General features: G+C 39.8%; 26 protein-coding genes and 1 pseudogene. 13 read left to right on the forward strand and 14 right to left on the reverse strand.

The annotated features are described in order from the left end of the window. Nucleotides 1-108: pseudogene (locus FTU16_RS13270) on the forward strand (IS5/IS1182 family transposase); the annotation flags it as partial. A gap of 137 nt (nucleotides 109-245) precedes the next feature. Here FTU16_RS13270 and FTU16_RS13275 read toward each other — a convergent pair. Beyond that, a complete protein-coding gene (locus tag FTU16_RS13275; protein WP_078190858.1) occupies nucleotides 246-476 on the reverse strand; it encodes a hypothetical protein in 231 nt (76 codons plus the stop codon). Between the two features lie 236 nt (nucleotides 477-712). Here FTU16_RS13275 and FTU16_RS13280 point away from each other — a divergent pair, with 236 nt between their 5' ends. Both FTU16_RS13280 and FTU16_RS13285 read left to right on the forward strand, forming a co-directional pair. Next, entirely contained in the window at nucleotides 713-1,189 is a 477-nt protein-coding gene (locus tag FTU16_RS13280; RefSeq protein ID WP_180163450.1) for a CinA family protein, read from the forward strand. 78 nt (nucleotides 1,190-1,267) lie between these two features. Beyond that, nucleotides 1,268-1,885 carry an aminotransferase gene (locus FTU16_RS13285; protein WP_180145804.1) on the forward strand — a complete coding sequence of 206 codons (618 nt, stop codon included), beginning with the start codon at nucleotides 1,268-1,270 and terminating at the stop codon, nucleotides 1,883-1,885. Between the two features lie 64 nt (nucleotides 1,886-1,949). Here the strand turns inward: FTU16_RS13285 and prpC are convergent, their stop codons facing one another. Both prpC and prpB read right to left on the reverse strand, forming a co-directional pair. Beyond that, the gene (gene prpC, locus FTU16_RS13290; protein ID WP_180005560.1) at nucleotides 1,950-3,086 is read right to left on the reverse strand and encodes a 2-methylcitrate synthase; all 1,137 of its coding nucleotides are present in this window, start codon (nucleotides 3,084-3,086) and stop codon (nucleotides 1,950-1,952) included. 3 nt (nucleotides 3,087-3,089) lie between these two features. Beyond that, a complete protein-coding gene (gene prpB / locus FTU16_RS13295; RefSeq protein ID WP_180163451.1) occupies nucleotides 3,090-3,974 on the reverse strand; it encodes a methylisocitrate lyase in 885 nt (294 codons plus the stop codon). A 239-nt stretch (nucleotides 3,975-4,213) separates the two neighbouring features. Here prpB and FTU16_RS13300 point away from each other — a divergent pair, with 239 nt between their 5' ends. The 3 genes from FTU16_RS13300 (at nucleotide 4,214) to FTU16_RS13310 (ending at nucleotide 6,466) form a co-directional block, all read left to right on the forward strand. Further along, nucleotides 4,214-4,867, forward strand: coding sequence for a TetR/AcrR family transcriptional regulator (locus FTU16_RS13300; RefSeq protein WP_180007806.1), 654 nt, complete (start codon nucleotides 4,214-4,216; stop codon nucleotides 4,865-4,867). A 112-nt stretch (nucleotides 4,868-4,979) separates the two neighbouring features. Next, complete coding sequence (argF, locus tag FTU16_RS13305) at nucleotides 4,980-5,900, forward strand: ornithine carbamoyltransferase (protein ID WP_078193464.1); 921 nt, start codon at nucleotides 4,980-4,982, stop codon at nucleotides 5,898-5,900. Between the two features lie 89 nt (nucleotides 5,901-5,989). Beyond that, a complete protein-coding gene (locus FTU16_RS13310; protein WP_180163452.1) occupies nucleotides 5,990-6,466 on the forward strand; it encodes a hypothetical protein in 477 nt (158 codons plus the stop codon). Nucleotides 6,467-6,513: 47 nt separating this feature from the next. Here FTU16_RS13310 and FTU16_RS13315 read toward each other — a convergent pair whose 3' ends face one another. The 5 genes from FTU16_RS13315 to argC form a co-directional block, all read right to left on the reverse strand. Continuing rightward, entirely contained in the window at nucleotides 6,514-6,867 is a 354-nt protein-coding gene (locus tag FTU16_RS13315) for a YnfA family protein (protein ID WP_180163471.1), read from the reverse strand. A gap of 77 nt (nucleotides 6,868-6,944) precedes the next feature. Further along, entirely contained in the window at nucleotides 6,945-9,221 is a 2,277-nt protein-coding gene (gene clpA / locus FTU16_RS13320) for an ATP-dependent Clp protease ATP-binding subunit ClpA (RefSeq protein ID WP_180064133.1), read from the reverse strand. 12 nt (nucleotides 9,222-9,233) lie between these two features. Continuing rightward, a complete protein-coding gene (gene clpS, locus FTU16_RS13325) occupies nucleotides 9,234-9,647 on the reverse strand; it encodes an ATP-dependent Clp protease adapter ClpS (RefSeq protein WP_078188641.1) in 414 nt (137 codons plus the stop codon). Between the two features lie 18 nt (nucleotides 9,648-9,665). Next, the gene (locus tag FTU16_RS13330) at nucleotides 9,666-10,415 is read right to left on the reverse strand and encodes a hypothetical protein (RefSeq protein WP_078193467.1); all 750 of its coding nucleotides are present in this window, start codon (nucleotides 10,413-10,415) and stop codon (nucleotides 9,666-9,668) included. Between the two features lie 79 nt (nucleotides 10,416-10,494). After that, nucleotides 10,495-11,541, reverse strand: a complete 1,047-nt coding sequence (gene argC, locus FTU16_RS13335) for an N-acetyl-gamma-glutamyl-phosphate reductase (protein WP_180163453.1) — start codon at nucleotides 11,539-11,541, stop codon at nucleotides 10,495-10,497. 137 nt (nucleotides 11,542-11,678) lie between these two features. Between argC and FTU16_RS13340 the strand changes: the two genes are divergently transcribed. Then, the gene (locus FTU16_RS13340; protein ID WP_180163454.1) at nucleotides 11,679-12,134 is read left to right on the forward strand and encodes an AAA family ATPase; all 456 of its coding nucleotides are present in this window, start codon (nucleotides 11,679-11,681) and stop codon (nucleotides 12,132-12,134) included. Between the two features lie 36 nt (nucleotides 12,135-12,170). Here the strand turns inward: FTU16_RS13340 and FTU16_RS13345 are convergent, their stop codons facing one another. Together FTU16_RS13345 and rpiA are read right to left on the reverse strand one after the other, a co-directional pair. Next, nucleotides 12,171-12,848 (reverse strand): SprT family zinc-dependent metalloprotease, encoded by a 678-nt coding sequence (locus tag FTU16_RS13345; protein ID WP_180163455.1) that lies wholly within the window; start codon nucleotides 12,846-12,848, stop codon nucleotides 12,171-12,173. A 126-nt stretch (nucleotides 12,849-12,974) separates the two neighbouring features. Next, entirely contained in the window at nucleotides 12,975-13,646 is a 672-nt protein-coding gene (gene rpiA / locus FTU16_RS13350; protein ID WP_078188646.1) for a ribose-5-phosphate isomerase RpiA, read from the reverse strand. A 107-nt stretch (nucleotides 13,647-13,753) separates the two neighbouring features. Here rpiA and ilvA point away from each other — a divergent pair, with 107 nt between their 5' ends. From ilvA to FTU16_RS13370, 4 genes are all read left to right on the forward strand, one after another. Next, nucleotides 13,754-15,292, forward strand: a complete 1,539-nt coding sequence (gene ilvA / locus FTU16_RS13355; protein WP_180163456.1) for a threonine ammonia-lyase, biosynthetic — start codon at nucleotides 13,754-13,756, stop codon at nucleotides 15,290-15,292. A 194-nt stretch (nucleotides 15,293-15,486) separates the two neighbouring features. Beyond that, nucleotides 15,487-15,954, forward strand: a complete 468-nt coding sequence (locus FTU16_RS13360) for a hypothetical protein (RefSeq protein ID WP_180163457.1) — start codon at nucleotides 15,487-15,489, stop codon at nucleotides 15,952-15,954. Nucleotides 15,955-16,058: 104 nt separating this feature from the next. Then, nucleotides 16,059-16,718 carry a TrkA family potassium uptake protein gene (locus FTU16_RS13365; protein WP_180065508.1) on the forward strand — a complete coding sequence of 220 codons (660 nt, stop codon included), beginning with the start codon at nucleotides 16,059-16,061 and terminating at the stop codon, nucleotides 16,716-16,718. A gap of 51 nt (nucleotides 16,719-16,769) precedes the next feature. Continuing rightward, nucleotides 16,770-18,107, forward strand: coding sequence for a TrkH family potassium uptake protein (locus FTU16_RS13370; RefSeq protein WP_180133722.1), 1,338 nt, complete (start codon nucleotides 16,770-16,772; stop codon nucleotides 18,105-18,107). A gap of 378 nt (nucleotides 18,108-18,485) precedes the next feature. Here the strand turns inward: FTU16_RS13370 and FTU16_RS13375 are convergent, their stop codons facing one another. The 4 genes from FTU16_RS13375 to FTU16_RS13390 form a co-directional block, all read right to left on the reverse strand. Beyond that, nucleotides 18,486-19,643 (reverse strand): phospholipase A, encoded by a 1,158-nt coding sequence (locus FTU16_RS13375; protein ID WP_180163458.1) that lies wholly within the window; start codon nucleotides 19,641-19,643, stop codon nucleotides 18,486-18,488. An 18-nt stretch (nucleotides 19,644-19,661) separates the two neighbouring features. After that, nucleotides 19,662-22,601: an insulinase family protein gene (locus tag FTU16_RS13380; protein ID WP_180135320.1), complete on the reverse strand. Its 2,940-nt coding sequence runs from the start codon at nucleotides 22,599-22,601 to the stop codon at nucleotides 19,662-19,664. Between the two features lie 141 nt (nucleotides 22,602-22,742). Then, entirely contained in the window at nucleotides 22,743-23,516 is a 774-nt protein-coding gene (locus FTU16_RS13385) for a hypothetical protein (RefSeq protein ID WP_180163459.1), read from the reverse strand. 163 nt (nucleotides 23,517-23,679) lie between these two features. Continuing rightward, nucleotides 23,680-24,129 (reverse strand): GNAT family N-acetyltransferase, encoded by a 450-nt coding sequence (locus tag FTU16_RS13390; protein ID WP_180059094.1) that lies wholly within the window; start codon nucleotides 24,127-24,129, stop codon nucleotides 23,680-23,682. Between the two features lie 277 nt (nucleotides 24,130-24,406). On the opposite strand from FTU16_RS13390, the gene FTU16_RS13395 reads away from it, so the two are divergent. Further along, entirely contained in the window at nucleotides 24,407-25,411 is a 1,005-nt protein-coding gene (locus FTU16_RS13395; RefSeq protein WP_180004657.1) for an adenosine kinase, read from the forward strand. Continuing rightward, nucleotides 25,411-25,737 carry a Rieske (2Fe-2S) protein gene (locus FTU16_RS13400; protein ID WP_180004656.1) on the forward strand — a complete coding sequence of 109 codons (327 nt, stop codon included), beginning with the start codon at nucleotides 25,411-25,413 and terminating at the stop codon, nucleotides 25,735-25,737. The genes FTU16_RS13395 and FTU16_RS13400 overlap by 1 nt, the downstream gene beginning before the upstream one ends. Nucleotides 25,738-25,743 lie beyond the last annotated feature (6 nt).

Raw genomic sequence — 25,743 nt, forward strand, 5'->3', positions numbered from 1 at the left:
AAAACCTTCAAAATTCTTGCTGAGCGATATCGCAATCGAGGCAAAAGACTAGCATTAAGATTCAATCTAATTGCTGGAATTTATAACTTGGAGCTGAGTGAAAAATGACTTATGAAAGAAATCTATTAAAAAAATATGTATTACTTTTGAATCTAGACTTATCTAAAGTTTGAATCAGGCAAATACAAAAATACAGTTCCCAACTCAATGAGAACTGTATTATTAATACTACAAATTGATCGAAATTAAACAGCAAGTACTTTCACAATAATGGTTTGCATGTCTTCATTTTCTTCCGCCAAATAAACACGCTTTAACTCTTTGCTTTTCACTTTGAATTGATGATTTTGATACTGAATTACAGCCGGAATTTGATCAAAATACAGGCTATCTGCGTCTAATTCTTCTTGAAAAAGTGGCGTGCCCAATTGATAGTCTAGGCTTTTTAATACTACATATTTAACAGTCGTTTTCATTGAAATAAACCTACTTTTGTTACGCTCTTTATTTTAAGTTTTAACATCGTTTCCCTTCCGAAGAAACCTTTATTTCATATTTTCGTACAGCTTCTAAACAATCACGCTATTTTTGTGAATTCCTCAACGCCCACAGTGCCAACTTAGACTTTTAGTGAAATTACAGGCGAGCGAAATCAATGCTAAAATTTTAAGAATACTAATGATCATTCACCATTCTACTTTGGGGTAAGCACATGCTTAAACTGTGTTGCAATGCTTTAGAACAAAAATCCATGACCATCGCGTTTATCGAGAGTGCAAGCTCTGGTTATTTATGTAGCCAATTTTCAATTTATAAGAATAGTGGTGCAGATATCTTGTTAGGTGGTCTTGTGAGCTATGATCCATCGATCAAACGTGAAATTTTAAAAGTAGATCCTCTACTAATAGAAAAATTTACGGCCGAATCCGCAGAAGTAACTCAAGCGATGGCTGAGCAAGGACAACAACTATTTTTACATGCGGACTTTGTGGTGGCCTGCACTGGATTACTCAAACCCGGTGGCAGTGCAACCGCAGAAAAACCCGAAGGTACATTTTATATTTCAATCTTACATGACGGTCGTATCTATAATTATCACTATTTTATTTTAGGTACGGCTTTAGAACGCCTAGATCAGTTAACTGAAAATGTTGCTCACAGTGTATTAGACATCTTAAATGCAGAATAAAACATACATAATCTTCATATTTAAATATCATTTTGCATCGCATACTGTATTGAGGAATTTACTTATCAGGACAAGAAAATGCAGCTACGTCATTTCAATGCATTCGCAATAAGCACACTACTGTCCTGCTCTGCTTTGGCTACGGTAGGCGGCCCTCAAACCATTGAGGTTTTAGGTTTTGATAAAAAAGACCAAAAAATCTATTTAATGCGTCATTTTGAAGATGGTCGTGGTCGTTTACCACAATTATATTATTATCAATTAAATAGCCAAAAACCGACGCAATTAATTACAGTGAAGTCTTTGTATATTAATCCAAAGACAAAACGGATTGATTACGATCAAGACAGCACCCAGTTTGATAAAGAAATCGCGAAAATAAAAAAACGTTTGGTCGAATTAACACCAGTAAATAACAATAATGCTCGAATACAGGTATTAACAACCATGAATGGCACTGCAAAATCATGGTATGACCCCACTGAAACCATTGATAAATGGACCTATCAATATCGTGTTAAAAATTCGCAGTATAAAAGCGCTGTACAAAAGGCTGAGACCTATAAAGAAGGTTTAAAAATCTCTAAAACTTATCGTGTAGTGCAAAAGCCTTTTTATTTAGTAACTGTTAAATATCTAGGGATTCCATTTGAAACGGGATATAGCGTTGAAGATCCAGTTTTATTAACCAAATAGATTGTTAAATTAAATAACAAATAATAAAAAAGCCTCTTTTGAGGCTTTTTTATTACACTTAAAATTATGCCGCAGAACGCTCTGCAATTGGCACAACTTTACGTAATTCCGGACCTGTATAGTCCGCACTTGGGCGAATAATACGATTGTCCGCACGCTGCTCCATTACATGTGCAGCCCAGCCTGTTACACGTGACATTACAAAAATTGGCGTAAACAATTTCGTTGCAATATCCATGAAGTGATAAGCAGATGCATGGAAGAAATCTGCATTACAGAACAGTTTCTTCTCACGCCACATCACTTCTTCACAGCGTACTGATACTGGATAAAGTACCGTATCGCCAACGTCTTTCGCTAGGCGTTCAGACCAGATTTTGATGATGCCGTTACGTGGGTCATTGTCTTTATAAATCGCATGACCAAAGCCCATGATCTTTTCTTTACGCTCAAGTTTGCCGAGCATTTCACGTTCAGCTTCTTCTGGAGACGTCCAATTTTCAATCATTTCCATGGCAGCTTCATTTGCACCGCCATGTAATGGGCCACGAAGTGAACCAATCGCACCAGTAATACACGAATGCATATCTGAAAGCGTCGAAGCACATACACGTGCTGTGAAAGTAGATGCGTTAAACTCATGCTCTGCATACAGAATCAGTGATACGTTCATCACTTGCTCATGCAATTCATTTGGTTTTTCACCACGAAGTAAATGTAAGAATTGAGCACCGATTGAATCATCATCGGTGTTTTCTTCTACACGTACGCCGTCATGGCTAAAACGATACCAGTAGCAGATGATCGCAGGAAGCGTTGCCAAAATACGATCTGCAACATCTTGTTGTTCATCGAATGATTTTTCTGTTTCAAGGTTACCTAACATTGAAACGCCTGTACGCATCACGTCCATTGGGTGTGAGTCAGCAGGAATACGCTCTAAAACTTCTTTCAACGCTTGTGGTAATTGACGCAGTGATTTGAGTTTGGCTTTGTATGCTGCAAGCTGTTCTGTTGTTGGTAATTCACCAAAGAAAATCAGGTACGCGACTTCTTCAAACTGACAGTTTTCTGCCAAGTCTTGAACGTCATAACCACGATAGGTTAAGCCCGCACCACTTTTGCCTACAGTTGACAATGCAGTTTTACCAGCTACTTGTCCGCGCAGTCCTGCGCCCGTGAGTACTTTTCCTTCAGCCATTTTTTATTTTCCTTCAGTGAACAATTTATCTAAGGTGTTTTCAAAAGTGTGATAATCGAGGAATTGATAGAGTTCTTTTCGTTGTTGCATTTTATCCAGTACATTGACTTGTGTACCGTCATTGCGGATTGCATGCATCACTTCGAGTGCCGCTTTTTGCATTGCACGTGTTGGTGATAATGGGTAAAGCACCATTGCAATACCTTGCTCGCCTAGTTCTTCTTTGGTGTAGTAAGGGGTATCACCAAACTCTGTAATGTTTGCCAGTACAGGTACACCCACAGCGTCGCAGACTGTTTTGTACATGGTAATATCAGTCATTGCTTCAGCAAAGATCGCATCTGCACCCGCTTCTACACATGCACATGCACGGTCGATCACTGCTTGCAAACCTTCTTTTTGTAATGCATCTGTACGTGCCATCACCACAAAGTTTGAATCGGTTTTTGCATCGACTGCCGCTTTAATACGGTCAACCATTTCTTGTTGTGACACGATTTCTTTGTTCGGACGGTGTCCGCAGCGTTTTTGTGCCACTTGGTCTTCGATGTGAACTGCTGCTGCACCCGCAGCAATCATTTGTTTCACAGTACGGGCAATATTAAATGCACCGCCCCAACCTGTGTCGATATCGACAAGTAATGGTGTATCTACACGTTCGGTAATACGACGAACATCTTCCAAAACATTGTCTAAACTGGTCATGCCTAAGTCAGGTAAACCATATGAATAGTTCGCAACACCTGCACCAGATAAATATATCGCTTTATAGCCAACTTCTTTTGCCATCATTGCTGCATAGGCATTTACTGTGCCAATGATTTGTAATGGTTTTTCTACTTCCAATGCTTGTCTAAATCTTAAGCCTGCAGACGTTTGTTGTGTCATATTCCTTTCCACGGCATTTACTTTAATTTTCGAAGTTTGAGTATATCCATATTTTTTTCCAACTCTATGGCTTTGTAGAATATTAACTCTAAAACTTTAGTCAAATATTTCACTTGTCACCTATCTGTTGTTATTCTTTAGTCAAAGATCTCTTATTTATGAGCAAAGCAGAAAAGAACTGAATTTTTTGCTATAATTATCGTCAAATCAGCTCTTTTTTTGTTAAATATTATCACTTTATGCAAGATTTAATACACATTGAACCTCTAACGCATGACCAGCCACAAACGAGGCGCGGACATGAACGATGTGTTGCGCTTTTAGAAAGTGCTACGGAGCTTTTTTTAAAACGTGGTTTTGATGCAGTTTCATTAGATGACATCGTGAATCATGCAGGTGGTTCAAAAGCGTCAATCTATAAATATTTTGGTAATAAAGACGGATTATTTAAGGCCATTTGTGACTATCGTCGCTGCTTATTTTTCAAAGATATTTGCCTACCATTTACGGTGAGCCCTGACACCGATATTCGTGCTTATCTCATCAATACTTTAAGTGACTTTCATCAGCATATCGTGATGCCTGAAAATGCGGCATTTATGCGGTTAGTCTTAGAACAAACAGGACGTAATCCTGAAATAGCACGTTATATTCATGAGCAAGGCCCAAAACAAATTCAGAACACCGTTGCAGAAATTTTAAATCAAGCGCATCAACACGGTTTGCTGTATTGTGAAAACCCGTTGTTTTCGGCTCAGTTTTATTTTGGAATTTTGCGTAATTTAGAATGGCGCGTTCTCATGGGCATCAGCATTGATGAAAATGATCAAGAAACCATCAATTACATCAGTTATTGCGTCGATCGTTTCCTAGACGGTCACCAAAAGCGCTAGATTTTTTGCAATTTACCTCTCTTATAGTATATTAATCGATTCCTTTTTCTCTAACCAACCAACAACTAATTGTTGTTTTGTTCTTTGATTCAGCAATTATTGTGGAGTAACAATGGCTCTACGTCACTTTCTAACTTTACGCGATTTATCGACTTTAGAACTTAACCAAATTGTACAGCGCGGTATCGAACTCAAGCGCAAACAGCATAACAATGAAGTTTTCCAACCTTTCGTTGGTAAAGTCATGGGCATGATTTTTGAGAAATCGAGCACCCGTACACGTGTATCGTTTGAAGCAGGAATGAGCCAATTTGGTGGTAGTGCAATTTTCCTTTCATCTCGCGACTCTCAATTAGGTCGTGGCGAGCCAGTAGAAGATTCTGCACGCGTGATTTCAAGCATGCTTGATATTGTGATGATTCGTACTTTTGGTCACGACATTGTTGAACGTTTTGCTTCTTATTCAAAAGTTCCTGTCATCAATGCATTAACAGATGATCACCACCCTTGCCAATTACTTGCCGATGTTCAAACATTTGTTGAACACCGTGGTTCTATTGAAGGTAAAACGGTTGCTTGGATTGGTGATGGCAACAATATGTGTAACTCATATATTGAAGCTGCTCATATGTGGGGCTTTAAATTAAAAATCGCTGCACCTAAGGGCTATGAACCTAAAGCAGAATTTTTATCTGAATTTGCACACTGTGTGGAACTTGTTGATTCTGCCGAAGATGCTGCAGTTAATGCAGATTTAATCGTTACAGATGTTTGGGCAAGTATGGGCCAAGAAGAAGAGCAAAAAATTCGTGAAAAAGCGTTTGCTGATTATCAAGTGAATGAACGCCTGATGGATCTTGCTCACGCTGACTGCCTATTTATGCACTGCTTACCTGCGCATCGTGGCGAAGAAATTTCTGAAAATATGCTTGACCACAAAAATGCCGTGGTTTGGGATGAAGCTGAAAATCGCTTACATGCACAAAAAGCACTTGTTGAATTTTTAATTAACGAAAATCTTAAAAAAGACTAAGGTTTTACTTAGATAAAAAAGCACCTTCGGGTGCTTTTTTTGTTTTTGCATGCTTTAATAAACCATAACTTTTATAAGTGATTAAGATTATGCGTTTAAAAAATATTTGCTTATTGGCTCTTGGATTGAGCTTATCTACTTTTAGCTTTGCTGGTGAACCAAGTGAATTAGATCAATACTTGGTGAAAAATCAGATTTTAGATAGCAATTTTAAAATTAAAAATAAAACAGCTTTAAACGAAATACTGGCTGCCATTAGTGACGAGGACTCTCGTACTCTTCCTTATCAAGTTGACCAAAATGTGTTGATGGAAAAAATGGAAGTTTCAGCAGATAAAATAGAAATCGAAGGAATTATCACCACACCTGACTTTACACAATTTGCAGAATCAGTGGGTCAACAGCAAGTCAAACAACTGATCAAAAAGAATTCTCTACAAAATTGTGAATTGCTATTTGAGCATCAATTTCAACGTGTAAATCCATATGTATTGGAAATGGATTTATCTTCACCTCAACAGAAATACGAAATAAAAATCCACAACGCTGAATGTAAATTTAAATAAAAATCTGATTTCTTACAGCTCCTGGTTTAACTTCTGCAATATTAAACTTAACGAATTAAACCTTGAGGCTGTAATGCAATCACAGCTGCACCTACCAATACAATGACACCACCTAGCATATCCCAACGTGTTAGAGTTACGTGATCGACAAAACGCAACCACAGTAATGCAGAGAAAATGTAGATTCCGCCATAGGCTGCATAAATGCGACCCGAAGCTGCTGGATGCAACGTCAATAACCAAACAAATGCAGCCAATGCAAGCGCTGTTGGAATCCATAACCACTGCGATTTTTGCTGATTTAAAATCAAATATGGGAAGTAACAGCCTAAAATTTCCATCAGTGCTGTCAGTGCAAATAAACCAAATGTGGTCAGCACTTTTGTTAATGGTATGTCCATCATTGAGAAACCCAAATCTAGCGTCGAATAAATATAAAAAACCCGTGCAAGCACGGGTTTTTCGTTAATTAAATTACTTAAGCAGGTTCAGCGGTTTGGTCTTCAAACACTTCGAGTTTTAAGCCCACAGCTTTGCCATTTTCTTTCTTCACTGAAACACCAACATTACCGCCATGTTCCGCAAGCTCGCCAAACAAAATCATTTCAGCAAGCGGTTTCTTCAAATGCTCTTGAATTAAACGCTGCATTGGACGAGCGCCCATCAAGCGATCGTATCCTTGCTCTGCCATCCATTCGCGTGCATCTTGGTCAACCTCAAGAACCACTTTTTTGTCATCTAACTGTGCCTGAAGCTCTGTTAAAAACTTATCAACCACACTTTCAATGACAGTTGTTGGCAATGCTTTAAATTGAATAACACCATCTAAGCGGTTACGGAACTCCGGAGAGAAGGCTTTTTTCATCGCGTCTTGGTTATCATTACTGTTATCTTGATCCATGAAACCAATGCTCACACGTGAAATTGATTCTGCACCAATATTGGTAGTCAGCACTAACACGACGTTACGGAAGTCAGACTTACGACCATTGTTATCCGTTAATGAACCATGATCCATAATTTGTAATAACAAATTAAAGACATCTGGATGCGCTTTCTCAATTTCGTCTAGTAAAAGTACGCAATGCGGATTTTTATGAATCGCGTCGGTCAACAAACCACCTTGATCAAAACCTACATAACCCGGAGGCGCACCAATTAAACGAGATACGGCATGACGTTCCATGTATTCCGACATATCGAAACGTACAAGTTCAACACCTAACAATTTCGCCAATTGCTTAGTGACTTCAGTTTTACCCACACCTGTAGGACCCGCAAAGACAAAATTACCCACTGGCTTATCTGGTGCTTTTAGACCTGCACGAGATAATTTAATCGCAGATGCAAGCGCTTCAATCGCTTCATCCTGACCGAACACCACACGTTTCAGATCACGCTCAAGATTTTCAAGGACGCTCTTGTCATCTTTAGACACAGTTTTCGGTGGAATACGGGCAATTTTCGAAACGATATCTTCAATGTTTTCAACTGAAATGACCGTATCATCTTGCTCAGCTTTTAAACGACGCTGCGCACCAGCTTCATCAATCACATCAATGGCTTTATCAGGCAAGAAACGATCATTGATAAATTTTGCAGATAGTTCTACCGCAGAAACCAACGCTTGATCTTCGTATTTCACATGATGGAATTCTTCAAATTTGCCTTTTAAGCCACGCAGAATATCAACCGTTTCTGAAATAGATGGTTCATTGACATCAATTTTTTGGAAACGACGAGATAATGCATGATCTTTTTCAAAAACTTGACGATATTCTTGGAAAGTCGTTGAACCGATACAACGTAAAGTACCATTCGCCAAAGCTGGCTTGATGAGGTTCGATGCATCCATCGTGCTGCCCATACTTGAGCCTGCACCGATGATCATGTGAATTTCATCAATAAATAAAATAGCTTCAGGCTTTTTCTTCAAGGCATTTAGCAGTTGTTTTAAACGCTTTTCAAAATCACCACGGTATTTAGTTCCAGCAACTAAAGCACCAATGTCTAAACTAAATACTTCTGCATTTTCAAGCGGTTTAGGAGCTTTGCCATTTACAATGAGCCAAGCCAAACCTTCAGCAATCGAAGTTTTACCGACACCTGGGTCACCCACCAAAAGTGGGTTGTTTTTACGACGGCGGCACAGAATTTGAGCTGTACGTTCAATTTCTTTTTCACGACCAATCAGTGGATCTGTTTTGCCTTTTTGAGCTTCAACATTGAGATTGGTCGTATAAAGCTCTAATGGGCCAGAATTTGAAGACGTGGTGCTTTCACCATCGAGCTCTTCAATTTCCTCTTCAGCTTGGACTTCATCTTTACGTGTGCCATGTGACAAATACTGCGTTAATGTCAAACGGTTGATTTGATGGCGTTTAAGTAAATACACCGCAAATGAATCACGCTCTGAATACATCGCAACTAAAATGTCTGCACCTTCTACAGTGCGGTCATTACCACTCGATTGAACATGGAAAATTGCACGCTGCAAAATACGATCAAAACTTTCTGTAGGATGTGGCGCTTGATCGCTATTTTCGCCAAGCTTAGGGGTATGTTGTTCTACGTATTCTTCAAGTTCTTTGCGAAGCACAATAATGTCTGCGCCACATGCTTTCAATGCATTAACAGCGGAATCATTATCCAGTAAAGCCAATAATAAATGTTCTACCGTCAAAAATTCATGTCTCTTTTGACGAGCCATGCTGACAGCCAAACGTAATGATACTTCTAATTGACGACTGAGCATGTAATCCCCTTATTAATCTTTTGGCTCAATCTGACAAAGTAATGGATGACTTTGCGACCGAGCGTAATTATTGACCTGATTTGCTTTAGTCTCTGCGATGTCTCGCGGATAAACCCCTGCAACACCCTTTCCTTCATAATGTACAGTTAGCATTACTTGAGTGGCTTGGTCAAGATTCAAAGCAAAGTATTGTTGTAAAATTTCAATTACAAAGTCCATTGGGGTGTAATCATCGTTCATTAAAACGACAGCATACATAGGAGGACGCTTTAACTCAGGTGGCGCAGTCAATACTTGAATGTCTGAATCACCATCATCCTGCGTACCTTGGCTGAGAGTCGGGTTTAGATGCCAGTCCACTAAACCAGATTGGTAAAATGAATTTTTAATGTCAGATAAACACGTTTGACGCTTATTGGTTCGCATAGGATTTAGGTTTCACACTTAGTTTGCACTTGCTTCAGTTTGAGGAATTTCTGAAAGGAAGGCAGATTGATTTTCAACAGGCTGACCTTTCGACCAGCTAAAACGGCGAATAACGGGTTTAGAACCGCTTAAACGCACTTCAATAAAGTCTGGACTAAAGCCTTTTGGCATGGTCCAACGTCCAGTGAGTCGCTCACTTTCGCTAAAGTTAAAGTTTTTGTCTTCTAAAGGCACTGCAAGTACTTCTGTACCCTTAATTAGACGCAGCTCAACACTTCCAGATACATTACTTTTTGACGGACTTACTTGAACGAGATCAAGTTGGTATTCATACGCATTTTCAGGTAACGGTTTAATCGCTAAATGTTGTACTGCAAGCGGCATACCACCACGTTGGCGCAATACTTCACGATACAAAACACCCAAATTACCGGTTAACTCTTGATCATCACGTGCTTTTTTAACAGCCAAATATAAATCATTTGAATTACTTACAGCAACATCACGCTCTTGAATTGCCGCATTCAAACTTTTATTCAGGCCTGCTAATTCAGTTTTTTGCTTTTGCACCACATCAACAAGTTGCTCTGCATCTGCATCATAACCGACCACAGTTAAGCCCTGACGATGACCGATACTATATCCGAGCAAACCGCTGCTCAATGCAAGTACAACTGCACCAATCGCCAGTGGCATATTCGTCTTCATAAAAGGCGTTTTTTCACTGTTTTCAGGTTCTGACTTGAAATTAGATTCTGTATTCGACATTGTCATCTCTTATTTTTAATTCACTCAAGGCACACATTAAAATCCAGTTTTAAATGTGTGTGAAGTTTTAAATCGTTTCTTATGGTAATAAACCAATGCCTTGAAGTCCTGCATTTTCAGCAAAACCAAACATCAAGTTCATATTTTGTACAGCTTGACCTGCAGCACCTTTCACCAAGTTGTCTTGAGCCACCAAAATCACTAATTTTTTCGGTTGAGGTTTGCAAATCGCAATACGTAATTGGTTCGCACCACGCACAGTACGTGTTTCAGGTGAGCTACCTGCAGGCATCACATCTACAAACTGCTCATTGGCATAGAACTGTTCATATATGCTTTGTAAATCTGCAGAAGCACCTGCGTCTGTCAAATCAATATAGATAGTGCTGAGCATGCCACGAATCATCGGTACTAAATGCGGTACGAATAAAATTTCGTTAAACACACCTTTTTGACCTGATATATTTTCTAAGGCTTCTACAATTTCAGGATGATGACGGTGACCCGCTACGCCATAGGCTTTAAAGTTGTCGGCATTTTCTGAATAGATCATGCCGAGGCTTGCTTTACGACCTGCACCAGACACACCTGATTTTGCATCAATAATAATGCTTTCAGGTTCCACTAATCCTTCAGCTTTTAATACTGGCGCTAAACCAAGCTGTACAGTTGTTGGGTAACAACCTGGGTTACCAATCACTGAAGCCTTTTGAATTTTTTCACGGTTTAATTCAGACAAACCATAAACTGAATCTTTTAATAATTCTGGGCAAGCATGGTCGAGGCCATACCATTTCTCAAATTGAGCTAAGTCTTGCAAGCGGAAGTCAGCAGCAAGGTCAATCACTTTAGTATTTGCAGCAACCAATTCTTCAGCGTGTTTCATTGCAACACCGTGCGGCGTCGCAAAGAATACAACGTCACATTGTTTTAGTTCTTCAATATTTAGATCTGAATAGCAAAGGTCTGTATGTCCACGCAAGCTTGGGAACATATCATCCACACGGCGGCCATTTTCAGTACGCGAAGTTAAAACTTTTACTTCTGCATTGGGGTGTCGCAGTAAAATACGCAGTAATTCAACACCTGTGTAACCTGTACCGCCGACAATACCTACTGAAATCACGCTCTTTACCTCTATTCAAAGTATCCATTTGATGACTGCGTAGTATGACAGGAAGTTAAGGTTTTCTGAACTGTTTTGACATATAAAGCTTCACTTTATAATGTTAGCTTATCTTCTGAATCCTATTAAGTCAGATCATGCATATAAATCCTGATCATTACCTATCCACAGCTCAAGGTCGTGTCTTCACTAAAGAAAGAAATATTCAAGCATGGCAATGCTGTTTTGACGCTTTTAAGCATGAATTAAAAACTAACCCAAAGGTTAAAGTCATTTATATATTGATCGGATGCCAAGGGGCTGGGAAATCAACTTGGGCCAAAAACCAAATATCCCGCGAACCTGAAAATATTATTTTTGATGCTATTTTAGTAAAGCAATCTGAACGTCTGCCGATTATTGAGCAAGCTAAACAATTGGGTAAAAAATGCGTTGCTGTATGGTTTCAAATCCCGCTCGAAGTATGCATAAAAAGAAACGCTCAACGCCCTTCAGATGAAATAGTCGATCTGATGGCATTAACCAATGTTTATTACGCATTAGAACCGCCTACATACCAAGAAGGATTTGATTTAATTGAAATAATATATTAAGAAATGCTTTAGTGTTTACAACTTAGTGCCTTTAATTCAGAGCACCCACCACCAAGGCATTACCGTCATTTTTAGTATTTTTCGATGCTGCTGAAAATTTATATCATGCTTTTGCACTTCAGCCCAAAAGTTTGGGCTATGGTCAAAGTGCTTGGTATGCGCTAACTCATGTACAGCCACATATCGTGCAACTTGCTCTGGAAACAGCACCAATGCGCTATTCAGCATAATATCATGGCGCGCTGAACAGCTTCCCCAGCGCGTTTTGGGCTGACGAATTGAGCAATCACCATATTTCAAGCCTGTTTCACTGCTCACTTGCTTTAAATAAATTGGTAAATACTCTTTGGCATAAGCAATCACAAAGCTTTTTAAATATTGCTCAGGCTGCCGATCACTGATGAATAGTTGATGGCTTTCGTCATCCAAGATAAATGGATGTTTTTGCGTTTGATAAACAATGCTTAGAGGCTGCTCTAGATTGAATAGTTTTAATTCTACTGGTAGCGTTTTATCAATCTGCCCTGTTTTTTCCTGCTGCTTCTGCCATGTCTCAATCATCCATTGTTCTGATTGTTTCAGAAAATCTTGAACTTGGCGCTGTGTACAAAACTGGGGAACCGTTAATTTGATTTGAGTTGGTTCTACACGAAGTCTTAGGCGTGTGGCACGTAATTTCCGAGTGATTTGAATTTCAGGAAGGTTTGGGATCATATTTTTTATTAATTTTAAATCCTCCCTAACCCTCCTTTTACAAAGGAGGGAAAATCACCTAAATAAATTCAGGTGAAAAGTCCCCCTTTATAAAAGGGGGATTTAGGGGGATTCTAATAGAACAGATTAAACCGCTGTACGCTCTTCAATACCGTTATCGGTCGCAACAACAGCAATATCTGCTTTGTTTAATGCAAATATACCGTTACACACTACACCCGGAATATCATTCAAAGTCTTTTCAAGTTCCAATGCATTTAGGATATTTAAGTTGTGTACGTCTAAAATTACATTACCGTTATCTGTGACTACGCCTTCACGGTATACAGGGTCGCCGCCTAAAGAAACGATTTTACGCGCAACAGCAGAGCGTGCCATTGGAATCACTTCTACAGGAAGCGGAAATTCACGTGCCAACTGATCAACCCATTTAGAATCATCTACGATACAAACGAATTTTTTCGCAATAGACGCCACGATTTTTTCACGAGTCAACGCAGCGCCGCCGCCTTTAATCATGTGCATATGACGGTCAATTTCGTCAGCGCCATCTACATAGGCATCTAAACCGCCAACGTGGTTCATATCAACCACTTCAATGCCTAATTTTTTCAAACGTTGTGCAGTTGCTTCAGAACTTGCAACAGCAGCTTCGAGTTGAAGCTCTGGCAATAATTCGATGAGGAAGTTCACAGTACTTCCTGTACCAACACCCAAAATACCGCCCTTTGGCAAATGCTTTAACGCAGCTTTTGCGGCAGCTTGTTTCTTTTCATCTTGGGTAGCATACAGACTCATAACTTGGCTCAACTATTTTTTGACATTAGACGCTGATTTTTCAGCCCAAATGTACAGGGGTTTGTTACAATAAACCCCTATTTTAAACTGTTAGATGGAAAATTAACATGCTGTCTCGTTTGGTTCGACAAATATTACAGGCAACGGTCTATGACGTTGCAATCGAAACCCCACTCGAAGCAGCGCCACGAATTAGTGAAAAACTAAACAATAACATTCGCTTTAAACGCGAAGATTTACAACCTGTCTTTTCTTTCAAGCTACGCGGTGCCTACAACCGTATTAGTCAATTACCGAAATCTCAGTTGGAACGTGGCGTTATTACTGCTTCTGCAGGTAACCATGCTCAAGGCGTGGCGTTATCTGGTAAAAAGTTAGGTATTCGCGCCATTATTGTTATGCCTAAAACCACACCAGACATTAAAGTACAAGCGGTTAAACGCTTAGGTGGTGAGGTGGTTCTGCATGGTGATTCTTTTGACGTAGCCAATAAATATGCAATCCAATGTGCAAAAGATGAAGGTATGACCTTTATTCCACCTTATGACGACGAACTCGTTATGGCCGGTCAAGGCACCATTGCCAACGAAATTTTGCGTCAATGGCGTGATGTAGACTATGTATTTGTTGCTGTTGGCGGTGGCGGTCTCATTGCCGGTGTAGCTGCTTATCTTGGTGATGTGGCACCGCATGTTAAAGTCATTCCTGTTGAATATGACGAATCAGCATGTTTAAAAGCAGCCTTTGAAGCTAATGAACGTGTCATTCTTCCATCTGTCGGTCTTTTTGCCGACGGTACAGCAGTTGCACAAATTGGTGAAAAACCATTTGAAGTGATTCAGCTACAAAAATCAGATAACTCAGGCCCAATTGTTGAGCGTGACGTTATTTTGGTGAATACCGATGAAATCTGTGCAGCGATTAAAGATACCTTTGATGAATGCCGCAGCATTGTAGAACCGTCAGGTGCAATGGCGCTTGCAGGTATTAAGAAGTATGTAGCTAAGCATGGTCTAGAAGGTAAAAATATGGTATCGATTGTTTGCGGTGCAAACATGAACTTTGACCGTTTGCGCTACATTGCAGAACGTACCGAACTGGGTGAACGTAAAGAAGCGATCTTTGCTGTGACCATTCCAGAAGAAAAAGGTTCATTCCTCCAATTCTGCCGCGCACTACAAGGCCGTAACATCACTGAATTTAACTACCGTGCAAGTAACTCAAGTGCCGCTCAAGTGTTTGTGGGTATTAGTCTCAAAAATGGCGAAAAAGAACGTCAGGAAATTTTTGAAACCTTAAAATTCCAATACGATGTAGACGATCTTTCCGATGATGAAGTGGCTAAACTACATATTCGTTATTTAATTGGCGGTCATGCCGATATTGAAAATGAACGCCTATTCCGCGTGGAATTCCCCGAACGTCCGGGCGCATTACTGACTTTCTTAGAACGTCTAGGCCCAACGCATAACATCACCCTATTCCATTACCGTAACCACGGTGCTGCGGAAGGTCGTGTATTGGTGGGTATGGAAGCAACAGATGCGAAACAAAACCCAGATGGTTTAATTGAAACATTGGAAAATATTACCTATCCATATGTTGAGATTACCAATAACCTCGGTTATCAACGTTTCTTGAAATAAGTAAAATTTCTATATGAAAGCTGGGATCTAGGTTCCAGCTTTTTTATTTGCATCAACTATTTCCTGAATCAAAATAAATAAATTCATCAAATTAATTCATCAACGCTGTCATTGTTGTTAATTTAACCATACCCTATAATCCATTGAAAATAAAACAAAATGGATATTTAAAATTGAATTTTTATGCCTTATTTATGATCGTCATTGTGGGTTTAGGTGGATATTTTTATGTATATCCGGCTTATCAACTTAAGCAAGAGGAAGATAAGATTCGTCAAAGTATGAAACAAATTCCAAATCAGTCACGTACGCAAAATCTAGAAAATATTTACGGCTATACCGCGCAGGCTGAAATGTTGAATCAATATCCAAATTACATTGTATATATTCGCTTTGATGAGCTAAGTGATCAAACCGCTCCCGAATCTGTTCAAGCCATTATCCGTGAATTTTCATGCGATGGCTTAAACCGTTTAAAGAACAATTCCGAGCTTGTTCGTAAAGCCACTCTTAATGTCATTAAAGAAGATCAACATCAATTTCAATATATTCTAAAAAACAACTTAGGCTATGAAATTTTTAAATACCAACAAGTTATGGAAAATTGCCCCAATATTGCTGAACTTTATTCCTATCAAAATACTGAAGAAATTAAAAATTAGAGCTTTTCGGTTTAGATGGATTATGTAAATTTTCATAGCCGCTCTAGGCTGAACAAGCTAACATCAACATATTCAATAACTTTAGAATAATTTAGGAATACGGCATGGCTCAATTCGCTGTGATTGGCTTAGGAAGTTTTGGCGCAACTGTAGCCACTGAACTCATGGGTTTAAAACACGATGTCATTGGAATCGATAGCAACAAAAAGTTTGTTGAAAGTATTTCGGACCAACTAACCCATGCAGTGATTGCTGATGCAACAGATGAACACGTTTTACAAGAACTCAATATTCAAAATTGTGAAGCAGTCGTAGTCGCAATTGGTGAAGATATTGAAGCCAGCATCTTATGTGTGCTCCATCTTAAAAACATGGGGATCAACAAAATTTGGGCCAAAGCCAAGTCCAAAGCGCATCACATGATTTTAACCCATTTAGGCATCAGCAAAATCATCCATCCTGAAGAAGATATGGGCGTCCGTGTTGCCCAGTCACTGAGTTATCCGATGGTGAGTCGCTACATGGTGCTCGAAGATGATCATTATTTGGTGAAAGTTGAAATTAAAGAATCACAACAAGGCACGCGTCTAAATCAAATAATGGGTCATGTCCCTGAAGTGAAGGCGATTTTGCATAAACGTGGCACCCAGCTTCAATATAGTTTAGATCCGAACCTGATTTTACAAACAGGCGATATTTTAGTGGTTGAAGGTTTACTCGAACATTTACGTCGACTGGCTAAACACTTTAAAGCAACTTTGTAATCAGCGTCGTGTCTATTTGCACACAATCGCGCAAGATGACAGTAGAAAAACATGAAACTGCACAATAAACAGCGTAATACCATTAATCTTAGCCCACCCAGTATTTTGGCATTGGGTTTTCTTGGGCTAATTATCATTGGCACCTTGCTGTTAAAGCTCCCATATTCACATCATGGCGATTTAAGTTGGATCAATGCCCTCTTTACAGCGACCTCTGCCGTAACCATTACAGGACTTTCAGTTGTAAATGTCGGCGAAGCCTATACGGTGTTTGGTAAAGTCGTGATTATGGGTTTACTACAATGCGGTGGTCTCGGTTTTATGACCTTTGCGATATTGGCCGCTATGAGTTTGTCCCCTAAAATTGGGCTAAAACAACAGATTATGGCTCAAGAAACCATTGGACAAACCAGTCTTGCCAAAGTGACCATGACTATTAAAGGCGTACTGCTTTATTCGCTATTTTTTGAAATGGTGGGAACGGTTATTTTGACCATCGCTTGGATGCAAGAATACAATTTTAACCAGGCCGTGTTTTATGCTGCCTTTTATAGTGTTTCAGCATTTAATAATGGTGGATTTTCATTATTTCCCAATAGTTTAATGAGCTTTGCTGACCGTTATTTCATTACATTTACCATCAGTATGCTTTACATTATTGGGGGTATTGGCTTTTTGGTACTGATGGACATTAAGCGCAATAAAAGTTGGAAAAAACTCAGTACCAATAGCAAGCTGATTTTATCGACTATTGCGGGTTTAAATGTCTTTGCCTTCATCACCATTTGGTTATTAGAAGCCAATAATGCTGCGACCTTAGCCACGATGTCACTTGGTGACCAAGCCCTCAACGCGTGGTTCCATGCAACGGTTCCGCGCTCTTCGGGTTTTAACAGCTTACCCATGGAAAGCATGAGCGATGCATCATCACTCGTCACGATGTTACTGATGTTTATTGGTGGTGGTTCTCTCAGTACAGCTGGTGGCATCAAAGTCGGGACGTTTATTATTGTTGTGCTCAGTGTTGTCAGTTTTTTAAGACGTGAAGATGAACTGCGTGTATTCAACCATTCTGTTTCTGAAAAAACCACCTTTAAAGCATTAGCGGTGATTTTCATTACAGTAACGTTGATTTTCATTGGTTTTTTCAGTCTATTACTACTCGAGCCTGACAAACGCTTTTTAGACTTACTCTTTGAAGCAGTATCCGCTGCCTGCACCGTTGGCCTATCTCGTGGCATCACCAGTGACTTACAACCCGCCAGTTTAGTCGCCCTGATGTTATTAATGTTCGCAGGCCGTCTTGGCCCCTTAACACTGGCTTATCTGATTGCTACACCGAAGAAGAGTCGCTTAAAACACCCACCTTCTGAGATCCAAATCGGTTGATTTGTACATTTTGTCTCCGCCATAAAAAAAACCACGCCATAGCATGGTTTTTTTATTTAAGGATGTTACATAGTAACATCAGTAGCGTAATTTGATTCAAATGAAAGAACGATACGCGGTAAGGTCATCCGCAAGTGTTTGAGACAGAATGACTTCTAATCAAAAATGTTTTTGCGATACTTTAAGTAAATAGACGCTAGAGAGCGAGTTTTGCGGATGACAATGGTTTTGGGTACTTTTGCCTAAACAAAAGTACCTCCAGCCGAAGGCTAATCCCTTTATTCAATCCCTAGATATAAGACTCCGTCGATTAGACTTAAAAGCATCTTAAAAATGCGAAATTACTTTTACGTCCGTAAATTAATTATTGAGCAATCATTAAAACCAATTCATTAATGACACACCGACACCGACATAGGTTGCCCGATGGTTATAGTCAATCAGGCTTTCACCATAGCCATCAAACAATTGAACTGTGCCGCGTAATTTACCATTGATTGGGAAAGTCCAATCGAACTGCACCGCACCATGTGAATCATCACCACCTTTCAATGAATGACGTAACATCAAACTAAAGTCATGATCTTTATGACGATAAAACGCTGTTAAATCCCCACGTCCCACATAATCGGTAATGTCAGGGTTGTTATCATCTTTGGTATCTTCTTCGAAACGATACCAAGGACGTAACATCAGTGCAAAATTGTCACGTTCAAATCCTAGATTTAACATGACACGATTCCAACTCCGCGATAAAGGATCAGAACGCCCATTAGACTGATGGTTAAAAGTTAAGCCCAGCATACGCCAGTTCAAACCCAAGAGTTCATAGTTGGTACGAAAAACCAGACTGGCTTCAGGCTCATAGTTGGTTTCACGGAATGGTCGTGATTCATCTTCGTTGTAGACTTGCCAACGAGAAGACTGGGTATAGCCCAACCAGATATCACCATTATCACCAAATAAGTTTTCAACAGCTTTGGTTTTTAATGACAATTGGAACTTGGCTTCCATCGATTTCAGGTTTTGTTCCTGATCGGCTTGTACCGTGTTGTTTTTATTCGGGCTTGATGGACGTTCATTTTTATCTGAAGTCCAGTATCCCGGCATTAAATACACAGGTTGATAGCCGCGAATATTCCACGTCCCTAATTTACTCTCTGGAGAAAGTTCCCAACGACTATCCAATAATGAAAGATTTGGATTGAGGTTCGGTGCTTCTACAGCAAATAAACGGTCCGTAAACGCATGACTGACTTTTTCTTTGAAAGTTAGCTTCTCTGTCGGTTCAGGCTTAATTTCTTGTGCGGCTTGACGCTCAGAGACCAACATTTCTTTTTCAGCAGGTTGCACTTTAAACAAAGCGTCATAACACGATAATCGCTCTGCATTTGACTCAAGTGCCACACATGCTTCAGCGGTAGCTGGTTTAACAGCCACTTCCGCATTTTGTGCATTTACAGTATTGACATACATTGAACTGAGCGCAATGAGGCTCAGTTGCAATGTCGTACGCTCAAGAGATTTGAACGCCATAAAAACCCCTTTTTTGTTTTAATTCACTTGTTTTATTTCGAAACCAAGCTCAACCAAAGCCTCTCGCTTCGCCACGGGTGCAACCACAGCTTTTGTCGGTTGTTGTTCAACCAAGTACGCCACAGCAACACGTTTTAGATCATCCAAAGTCACATTCAACAGACGTTCACGTAACATTTGACGGAAAGCTGGCGTGCGTTTATGCAATAAAGCATAACAAGCTGTAATGGCTTCACCCGCTGGTGAACCCGGTTTATCCATGCTGGCAATTAGACCCAAAATCGCTTCTTCTAGCTGATGCGGTTGTTGTTCAGCATTCAGTAGCCACTGCACACTTGCGTCAAAATCTTTAAACGTTTCAGCTAAACGTGGGTCACGGTAGCTATAGAAACGAAATGAACATGCATTACCGTCATAGCTTGCACCACCACCATAAGCACCACCTTTTTCACGAATCGCGCTATGCAAGAAGCCATTACGTAGATAAGCCGCCAAAATCATTAAAGGTGCTGCATCTGGATGTGACACTTCCACCGCAGGATATGCTGAAGCGCAGAACTGAACATTGGCTTGAATGAGCCAAGCTTCGTCATTGTTGCTATCTGCAAAATTCACTTGAGTTAAAGCATGTGGGTTATCATCAATCGCCACTTTATCCCAAATGGTTTGAACTTCTTCAACCAATCGGTCTGAATGATGCTCCTCACACACCACCAAGAATTGTTTTGGTGCTTTAAGCAAACGGTTGTGAATTAACTTAAGCTCATCAATCAAGGCATTATAAGCCGTGTCGTCTTGCTCAATTTTGCTGACAAGTTCTGACAGCCAGTTCAGCGCGCCTAGGCCTGTATTATGATAATCACGTAGCGCCAATGCACTATGTTGCCGACCTGCAATTTGCATTGCATAACTATGACCAGAACCAGATACACGTGACTGCCAACGTGCTTTACGTTGTTGCAATAACTCTACGATACGATTTTTTTCATCAAAACGTAGCTGTTCAAAAGCCAATTTCAATAAGCGAATGGCTTCAAGATTATTCACCAATGATTTAGTGGTCAACGTTAGCCAAGCACTAATTTGACCTTTATCATCCACTTTTGAACGCAGCGATGCACCCATACCTAAACCGCCACTCACAGCTGTTTGCAACTGTTGTAGCTCTAAGTAGTCGTATTCACCTGCACCAACTTCACCCATCAAAATCGATAAAAGATTGAAATACGGCGATTGCACCACTTCATCAGGAATCTGAATCAAAACTTGTTGGTAATAAAGACCATTGGTGCCTGCGTGGTAAAGATTTAACGGCGTATCCAAGCCATTACTGATAATTTCGCGTAATTGACCTTGTACAATCTGTAATTGTGCAGGAACGTCTTCTAAACCTACTTTAGGCAATAGGTTCAAATCATCTGGGGTATCTTGACGAATGTTCAGTGCTTCAGTCTGCGCAATAATCTCTGCTTTTTGCGCTTCAGTTAAGTTCGCATCAATTTCTTTTAAACGTGCTTTTTCTGCTGCCGCTTCCAACGCATTTTTTTCAGCATCAGGAACCAAAGTTAATTGCACACGATGTTGATTATCTAGCAAGTATGTTTTGATTAAGTTAGATAACCACATTGGGTCTTTCAACTCTTCCTTCACTTGTTCAATGGCCGTATCCACATCCCAAACATCCACAGGGTCTGAATGGTGAATCGCACTGCTTAAACCATTCAGAATTAAGCTTAGGCCATATGGTGTACCATCACCATTGATTTCACGCTGATGCAATTCAATTTGATGCAAAATCGCCTCAACTAAAGCCGGGTCAACAGGCTTAGCCGCAACGTCTTCTAATACTTTAAACACGCCATTTTTAAATTGTTCTGCATGCTCAGGGTTGGAACCTTGAATTGCACAGTAGAACGTCATTTCATAGTTTGAGTCATCTACGCCCATGAATGGACCAGTAGACTGTGCATAACCACAGGTTTCTAAGTAATGACGTAATGGCGAAGCAGAATCTTCAAGCAATACCCCCTCAACCAAACGCATACCTAAACGTAATTTGATATTACTTGCTTCAGGCAATAACCAAGAAAGCACATGATATGTTTTGTCTTTGAGGTCTTCAGCATCAACTGCATACGTTTCAGTTACAGTTACAGGCGCAGTTAAACGACGCTCAGGTTTTGAATATAGCGTTTGACCTTTTTCAAATTTTGACAAAGCAAGCGTTTCAAACTGTTCTTGTAAATTATATGCAGGCTCATTACCAAAGGTCATAAACACCGCATTACTTGGGTGATAATGTGATTTGTAGAAACTGACCAACTCTTCATAGCTTAAGTCAGGAATGTCTTTAGGATCACCACCTGAGTTGTAATGATAAGTTGTTTCTGGGAATAAATGATGGGCAAGTTGGTGATACAATTGATCTGAAGGTGAACTCATGGCACCTTTCATTTCATTAAATACCACGCCTTTATATACAGCTTCGCCATTTTCTAGCTCAATACGAATCCCTTCTTGCGCAAAATCAAGCGGGTTCAAATTCGCAGCAAAAGCAGCATCCATATAAACTTCTAACAAGTTTTGGAAATCTTTTTTGTTTTGCGTTGCAAATGGATAAGCCGTCCAATCCGCAGCGGTAAACGCGTTCATAAACGTATTGAGGGAACGACGAATCATTAAAAAGAATGGGTCACGTACAGGGAACTTTTCTGAGCCACAAAGTGCCGTATGCTCAAGAATATGCGCCTCACCTTTTGAATCCATCGGCTGCGTACGGAAGGCAACTAAAAATACATTTTCATCATGGTTTGTGGCTAAGTGATAATGCACCGCGCCAGTCACTTTGTGTTTATATTCAGACACTAAAATGTCTAAAGCTTCAACATGATGTTGACGAATCAACTGAAACGCGGGATGTACAGTTTGAGAAATGGTTTCAGTGACATCTACAGTCATGTGTGCTCCTAATCTATTCATTTAAATTAGGCAAAGTATACCTTAAAAAATCACAACTAGATTCACCGAAACAACATTTCCAACTGTTTTAATCAACTTGAACTTTAATTTTAAAAATCACTTGTTTTCGCACTAAAACATTTAGACAGATTTTATGGATTGCCTATCATTTCGTGTTGACCAATAGACGCAAATCACAATCGCCAATAACAATACAAAAGAAGCCATAAAGCGACTTAAATCCAATCCACCTGAACTGATGGGCTTATCTAAAAAATCGCCGACAACTGCGCCCAATGGACGTGTCAAAACAAAAGTAGCCCAAAATAAAATCGTCTTTGAGACCCGACTAAAAAAATACAACAACGCCATCAATACGATTAGACCACCAAATAGCCATATACCACCGCTATAGCCTAATCCTGCACTATCGGAAGTCCAGTCCCCCAAAGCTGTACCTAGCGTTTGAGAAAATGTAATCGTCAACCAATAAAAGATCTGTGTTCGCGGCAAATTCACCACGCTTGGATTGATCGAGCCTTCGACTCGATACCAACTAAAAAGCGATACGAGCACCAAACTGAGTAACAGAAAACTACCACCCAAGTAGCCAATCCCTAAAGAACGATCTACAAAATTCGCTAAAGTCGTACCTACCGTTGTACTGGCAATAATCGTGGCCCAATATAAATAAGGTTTATAGGCTTTGGACTGTATTTGAAAATACAGCAGACTGATAAATATGCCTGCGAAAATAAAGGTACTGAGTAAATAGCCCAAATTTAAGGACATGGACAATGCATCAACACTGGTTTCACCAAAGATGGTCGCAAAAATTTTGGTCAACCAAAACAGTGCGGTAATCTGGGGGACTTTTTTAACGTAGTCTTGTAGTTCATGCATATGCATATGCATATGCATCACTCAATGCAGTTATTTTGATGCTTATATCTTCGATAACTGAAATGAATTTTTGCTTAAAATAAGGCACTCTTTTTTTAGAATTGTCACAAGAAAAAAAGCACCCGATATCGGATGCTTCATTTACAGTATTTAGAGTCTATTTTTGGATTTAAAACTAAACTAGATATTTGAAATAATTATAATTTGGATGACTTTCGACATAGACATAATTCTGTTTTTGATAGAATTTTGCAGCATTTTTAAGCTCAGTATTTAAGCACAGTGCAGAAAAGTGTTTTTTTGCACCCTTTTCCAATTCCACCAATAGCTGCTTACCCACGCCATGCTGACGGTACTGCGGATGCACATAGAAACGGCGAACTCGTCCAATCCGTTCTTCTACACCAGTATCACCCCATTGCTGATTTAAACCGCCACAAGCAATTAATTTATCGCCATCATAAGCAAGCAATAATTGCTCACCCGTTTGGTCAAAACGATTTTTACCACTTTGATATTCTTCAATTAAACGGTGTATAAATGTATAGCCTTCATGCTGCGCCAAAGCAGCAATATTTTCGATTTGAGCAGGAAGTTGCTCTGCTGGAAGAATCGTAATTTCCATATATTCACACTTTTAATCTGTTATCTATTTATGATGACCAAATCATCTTGATTCAGTCTGAACACCCTATAGCTCTATAAAAGTAAAATTTTTCGATTTGCACAATAGCAAAGCTGATTAAAACGGCAACTAATTCAAAAAAAATGTAAAAATATAATGGATTTGCCCGATTTTTATACACACTTGTCCTTTAATTGAATTTTTTTCAACAAACTACAGCAATCCTGAGCATTCGTGTAAACTTAGCACTTTCATTTTTTTGATGTGAACATACAACATGGCAACTGTTGACCTTTTTGCAATTGGTAATGCACTTATTGACCAAGAATTTAAAGTCTCTGACGAATTCCTAATTCAACACAATCTGCAAAAAGGTACGATGCAACTGACAGATGGCGATACTCAAGCAGCCCTTTATAACAATCTAAAAGCCACTCAAGAATATAAAGGTCAAGCTTCTGGTGGTTCTGCAGCAAATACAACGGTTGCTTTTAGTGCTTTAGGCGGAACTGCATTTTATGGTTGTCGTGTCGGCAATGATGACTTAGGTCAAATTTACCTAAATGGTTTAAACGACGCTGGCATCCAAACTGCAACTCAATCAATCAGTGAAGGTGTAACTGGCACATGTATGGTATTGGTCAGCCCTGATTCTGAACGTACGATGCATACTTACCTCGGTATTACTGCGGAATTGACTGATAGCCAAATTGATTTTGGCAGCTTAAATACTGCGAAATGGTTATATATCGAAGGTTATCTTTCAACATCAGACAGCGCACGCCTTGCGGTAAAACAAGCACGCCAAATCGCCAAAGCCAATGGTGTACAAATTGCATTGACCTTATCTGATCCAGCAATGGTGCAATATGCACGTCAAGGTCTAGATGAATTACTCGATGATGGCGTGGACTTATTGTTCTGTAATGAACAAGAAGCACTGATGTATACAGAAACAGATCATTTAGATGCTGCACTTACGAAATTGCAATCACTAAGCAAACACATTGTCATTACATTAAGTGCCAAAGGTGCCTTAATTCATAATGAAGCCGCAACATTTACCGTGCCAGGTCGTAAAGTTACCGCAGTAGATACCAATGGTGCTGGTGATGCTTTTGCTGGTGCTTTCCTATACGCACTCAATGCAGGTCATGACTATCAAACGGCTGCTGAACTTGCCATCTTGATCTCAAGTGAAGTTGTGGCTCAGTTTGGTCCACGCCTAGCAGTTGAAGACTATGCTCAGCTTTTACAATCATTTCAGAAGGAATGTGCTTAATGTTTAAAATTTGCATGACGGATGATGTGCCTGAACGTGAAGCACGATCATTCGAAACGCCTGAAGGTGAAACGATTTTTATCACCCAACGTGATGGCATGTTTTACGCTTATCAAAATAACTGCCCACACTTGCACGTGGAACTTGAGTTTCTTGAAAATCAGTTTCTAGATCGTGACCAAGAGTTTATTGAGTGCTCAACACACGGCGCACTGTTTATGGTCGACTCTGGGGAATGTATTTCTGGCCCATGCCAAGGTCAAGCCCTTGAAAAAGTGAACATTAACGTGCATTCTGACGGTGGAATCTACCTCACAGAAGAATAAACACTG

The organism is Acinetobacter sp. YH12069 (assembly GCF_013419675.1).
Lineage (GTDB): Bacteria > Pseudomonadota > Gammaproteobacteria > Pseudomonadales > Moraxellaceae > Acinetobacter > Acinetobacter amyesii.

Excerpts from the sequence above, each read along its gene's own strand:
- FTU16_RS13275 (WP_078190858.1), bottom strand. The coding sequence starts at position 476 with ATGAAAACGACTGTTAAATATGTAGTATTAAAAAGCCTAGACTATCAA.
- FTU16_RS13280 (WP_180163450.1), top strand. The coding sequence starts at position 713 with ATGCTTAAACTGTGTTGCAATGCTTTAGAACAAAAATCCATGACCATC.
- FTU16_RS13285 (WP_180145804.1), top strand. The coding sequence starts at position 1,268 with ATGCAGCTACGTCATTTCAATGCATTCGCAATAAGCACACTACTGTCC.
- prpC (WP_180005560.1), bottom strand. The coding sequence starts at position 3,086 with ATGGCTGAAGGAAAAGTACTCACGGGCGCAGGACTGCGCGGACAAGTA.
- prpB (WP_180163451.1), bottom strand. The coding sequence starts at position 3,974 with ATGACACAACAAACGTCTGCAGGCTTAAGATTTAGACAAGCATTGGAA.
- FTU16_RS13300 (WP_180007806.1), top strand. The coding sequence starts at position 4,214 with ATGCAAGATTTAATACACATTGAACCTCTAACGCATGACCAGCCACAA.
- argF (WP_078193464.1), top strand. The coding sequence starts at position 4,980 with ATGGCTCTACGTCACTTTCTAACTTTACGCGATTTATCGACTTTAGAA.
- FTU16_RS13310 (WP_180163452.1), top strand. The coding sequence starts at position 5,990 with ATGCGTTTAAAAAATATTTGCTTATTGGCTCTTGGATTGAGCTTATCT.
- FTU16_RS13315 (WP_180163471.1), bottom strand. The coding sequence starts at position 6,867 with ATGGACATACCATTAACAAAAGTGCTGACCACATTTGGTTTATTTGCA.
- clpA (WP_180064133.1), bottom strand. The coding sequence starts at position 9,221 with ATGCTCAGTCGTCAATTAGAAGTATCATTACGTTTGGCTGTCAGCATG.
- clpS (WP_078188641.1), bottom strand. The coding sequence starts at position 9,647 with ATGCGAACCAATAAGCGTCAAACGTGTTTATCTGACATTAAAAATTCA.
- FTU16_RS13330 (WP_078193467.1), bottom strand. The coding sequence starts at position 10,415 with ATGTCGAATACAGAATCTAATTTCAAGTCAGAACCTGAAAACAGTGAA.
- FTU16_RS13340 (WP_180163454.1), top strand. The coding sequence starts at position 11,679 with ATGCATATAAATCCTGATCATTACCTATCCACAGCTCAAGGTCGTGTC.
- FTU16_RS13345 (WP_180163455.1), bottom strand. The coding sequence starts at position 12,848 with ATGATCCCAAACCTTCCTGAAATTCAAATCACTCGGAAATTACGTGCC.
- rpiA (WP_078188646.1), bottom strand. The coding sequence starts at position 13,646 with ATGAGTCTGTATGCTACCCAAGATGAAAAGAAACAAGCTGCCGCAAAA.
- ilvA (WP_180163456.1), top strand. The coding sequence starts at position 13,754 with ATGCTGTCTCGTTTGGTTCGACAAATATTACAGGCAACGGTCTATGAC.
- FTU16_RS13360 (WP_180163457.1), top strand. The coding sequence starts at position 15,487 with ATGATCGTCATTGTGGGTTTAGGTGGATATTTTTATGTATATCCGGCT.
- FTU16_RS13365 (WP_180065508.1), top strand. The coding sequence starts at position 16,059 with ATGGCTCAATTCGCTGTGATTGGCTTAGGAAGTTTTGGCGCAACTGTA.
- FTU16_RS13370 (WP_180133722.1), top strand. The coding sequence starts at position 16,770 with ATGAAACTGCACAATAAACAGCGTAATACCATTAATCTTAGCCCACCC.
- FTU16_RS13375 (WP_180163458.1), bottom strand. The coding sequence starts at position 19,643 with ATGGCGTTCAAATCTCTTGAGCGTACGACATTGCAACTGAGCCTCATT.
- FTU16_RS13380 (WP_180135320.1), bottom strand. The coding sequence starts at position 22,601 with ATGACTGTAGATGTCACTGAAACCATTTCTCAAACTGTACATCCCGCG.
- FTU16_RS13385 (WP_180163459.1), bottom strand. The coding sequence starts at position 23,516 with ATGCATATGCATATGCATGAACTACAAGACTACGTTAAAAAAGTCCCC.
- FTU16_RS13390 (WP_180059094.1), bottom strand. The coding sequence starts at position 24,129 with ATGGAAATTACGATTCTTCCAGCAGAGCAACTTCCTGCTCAAATCGAA.
- FTU16_RS13395 (WP_180004657.1), top strand. The coding sequence starts at position 24,407 with ATGGCAACTGTTGACCTTTTTGCAATTGGTAATGCACTTATTGACCAA.
- FTU16_RS13400 (WP_180004656.1), top strand. The coding sequence starts at position 25,411 with ATGTTTAAAATTTGCATGACGGATGATGTGCCTGAACGTGAAGCACGA.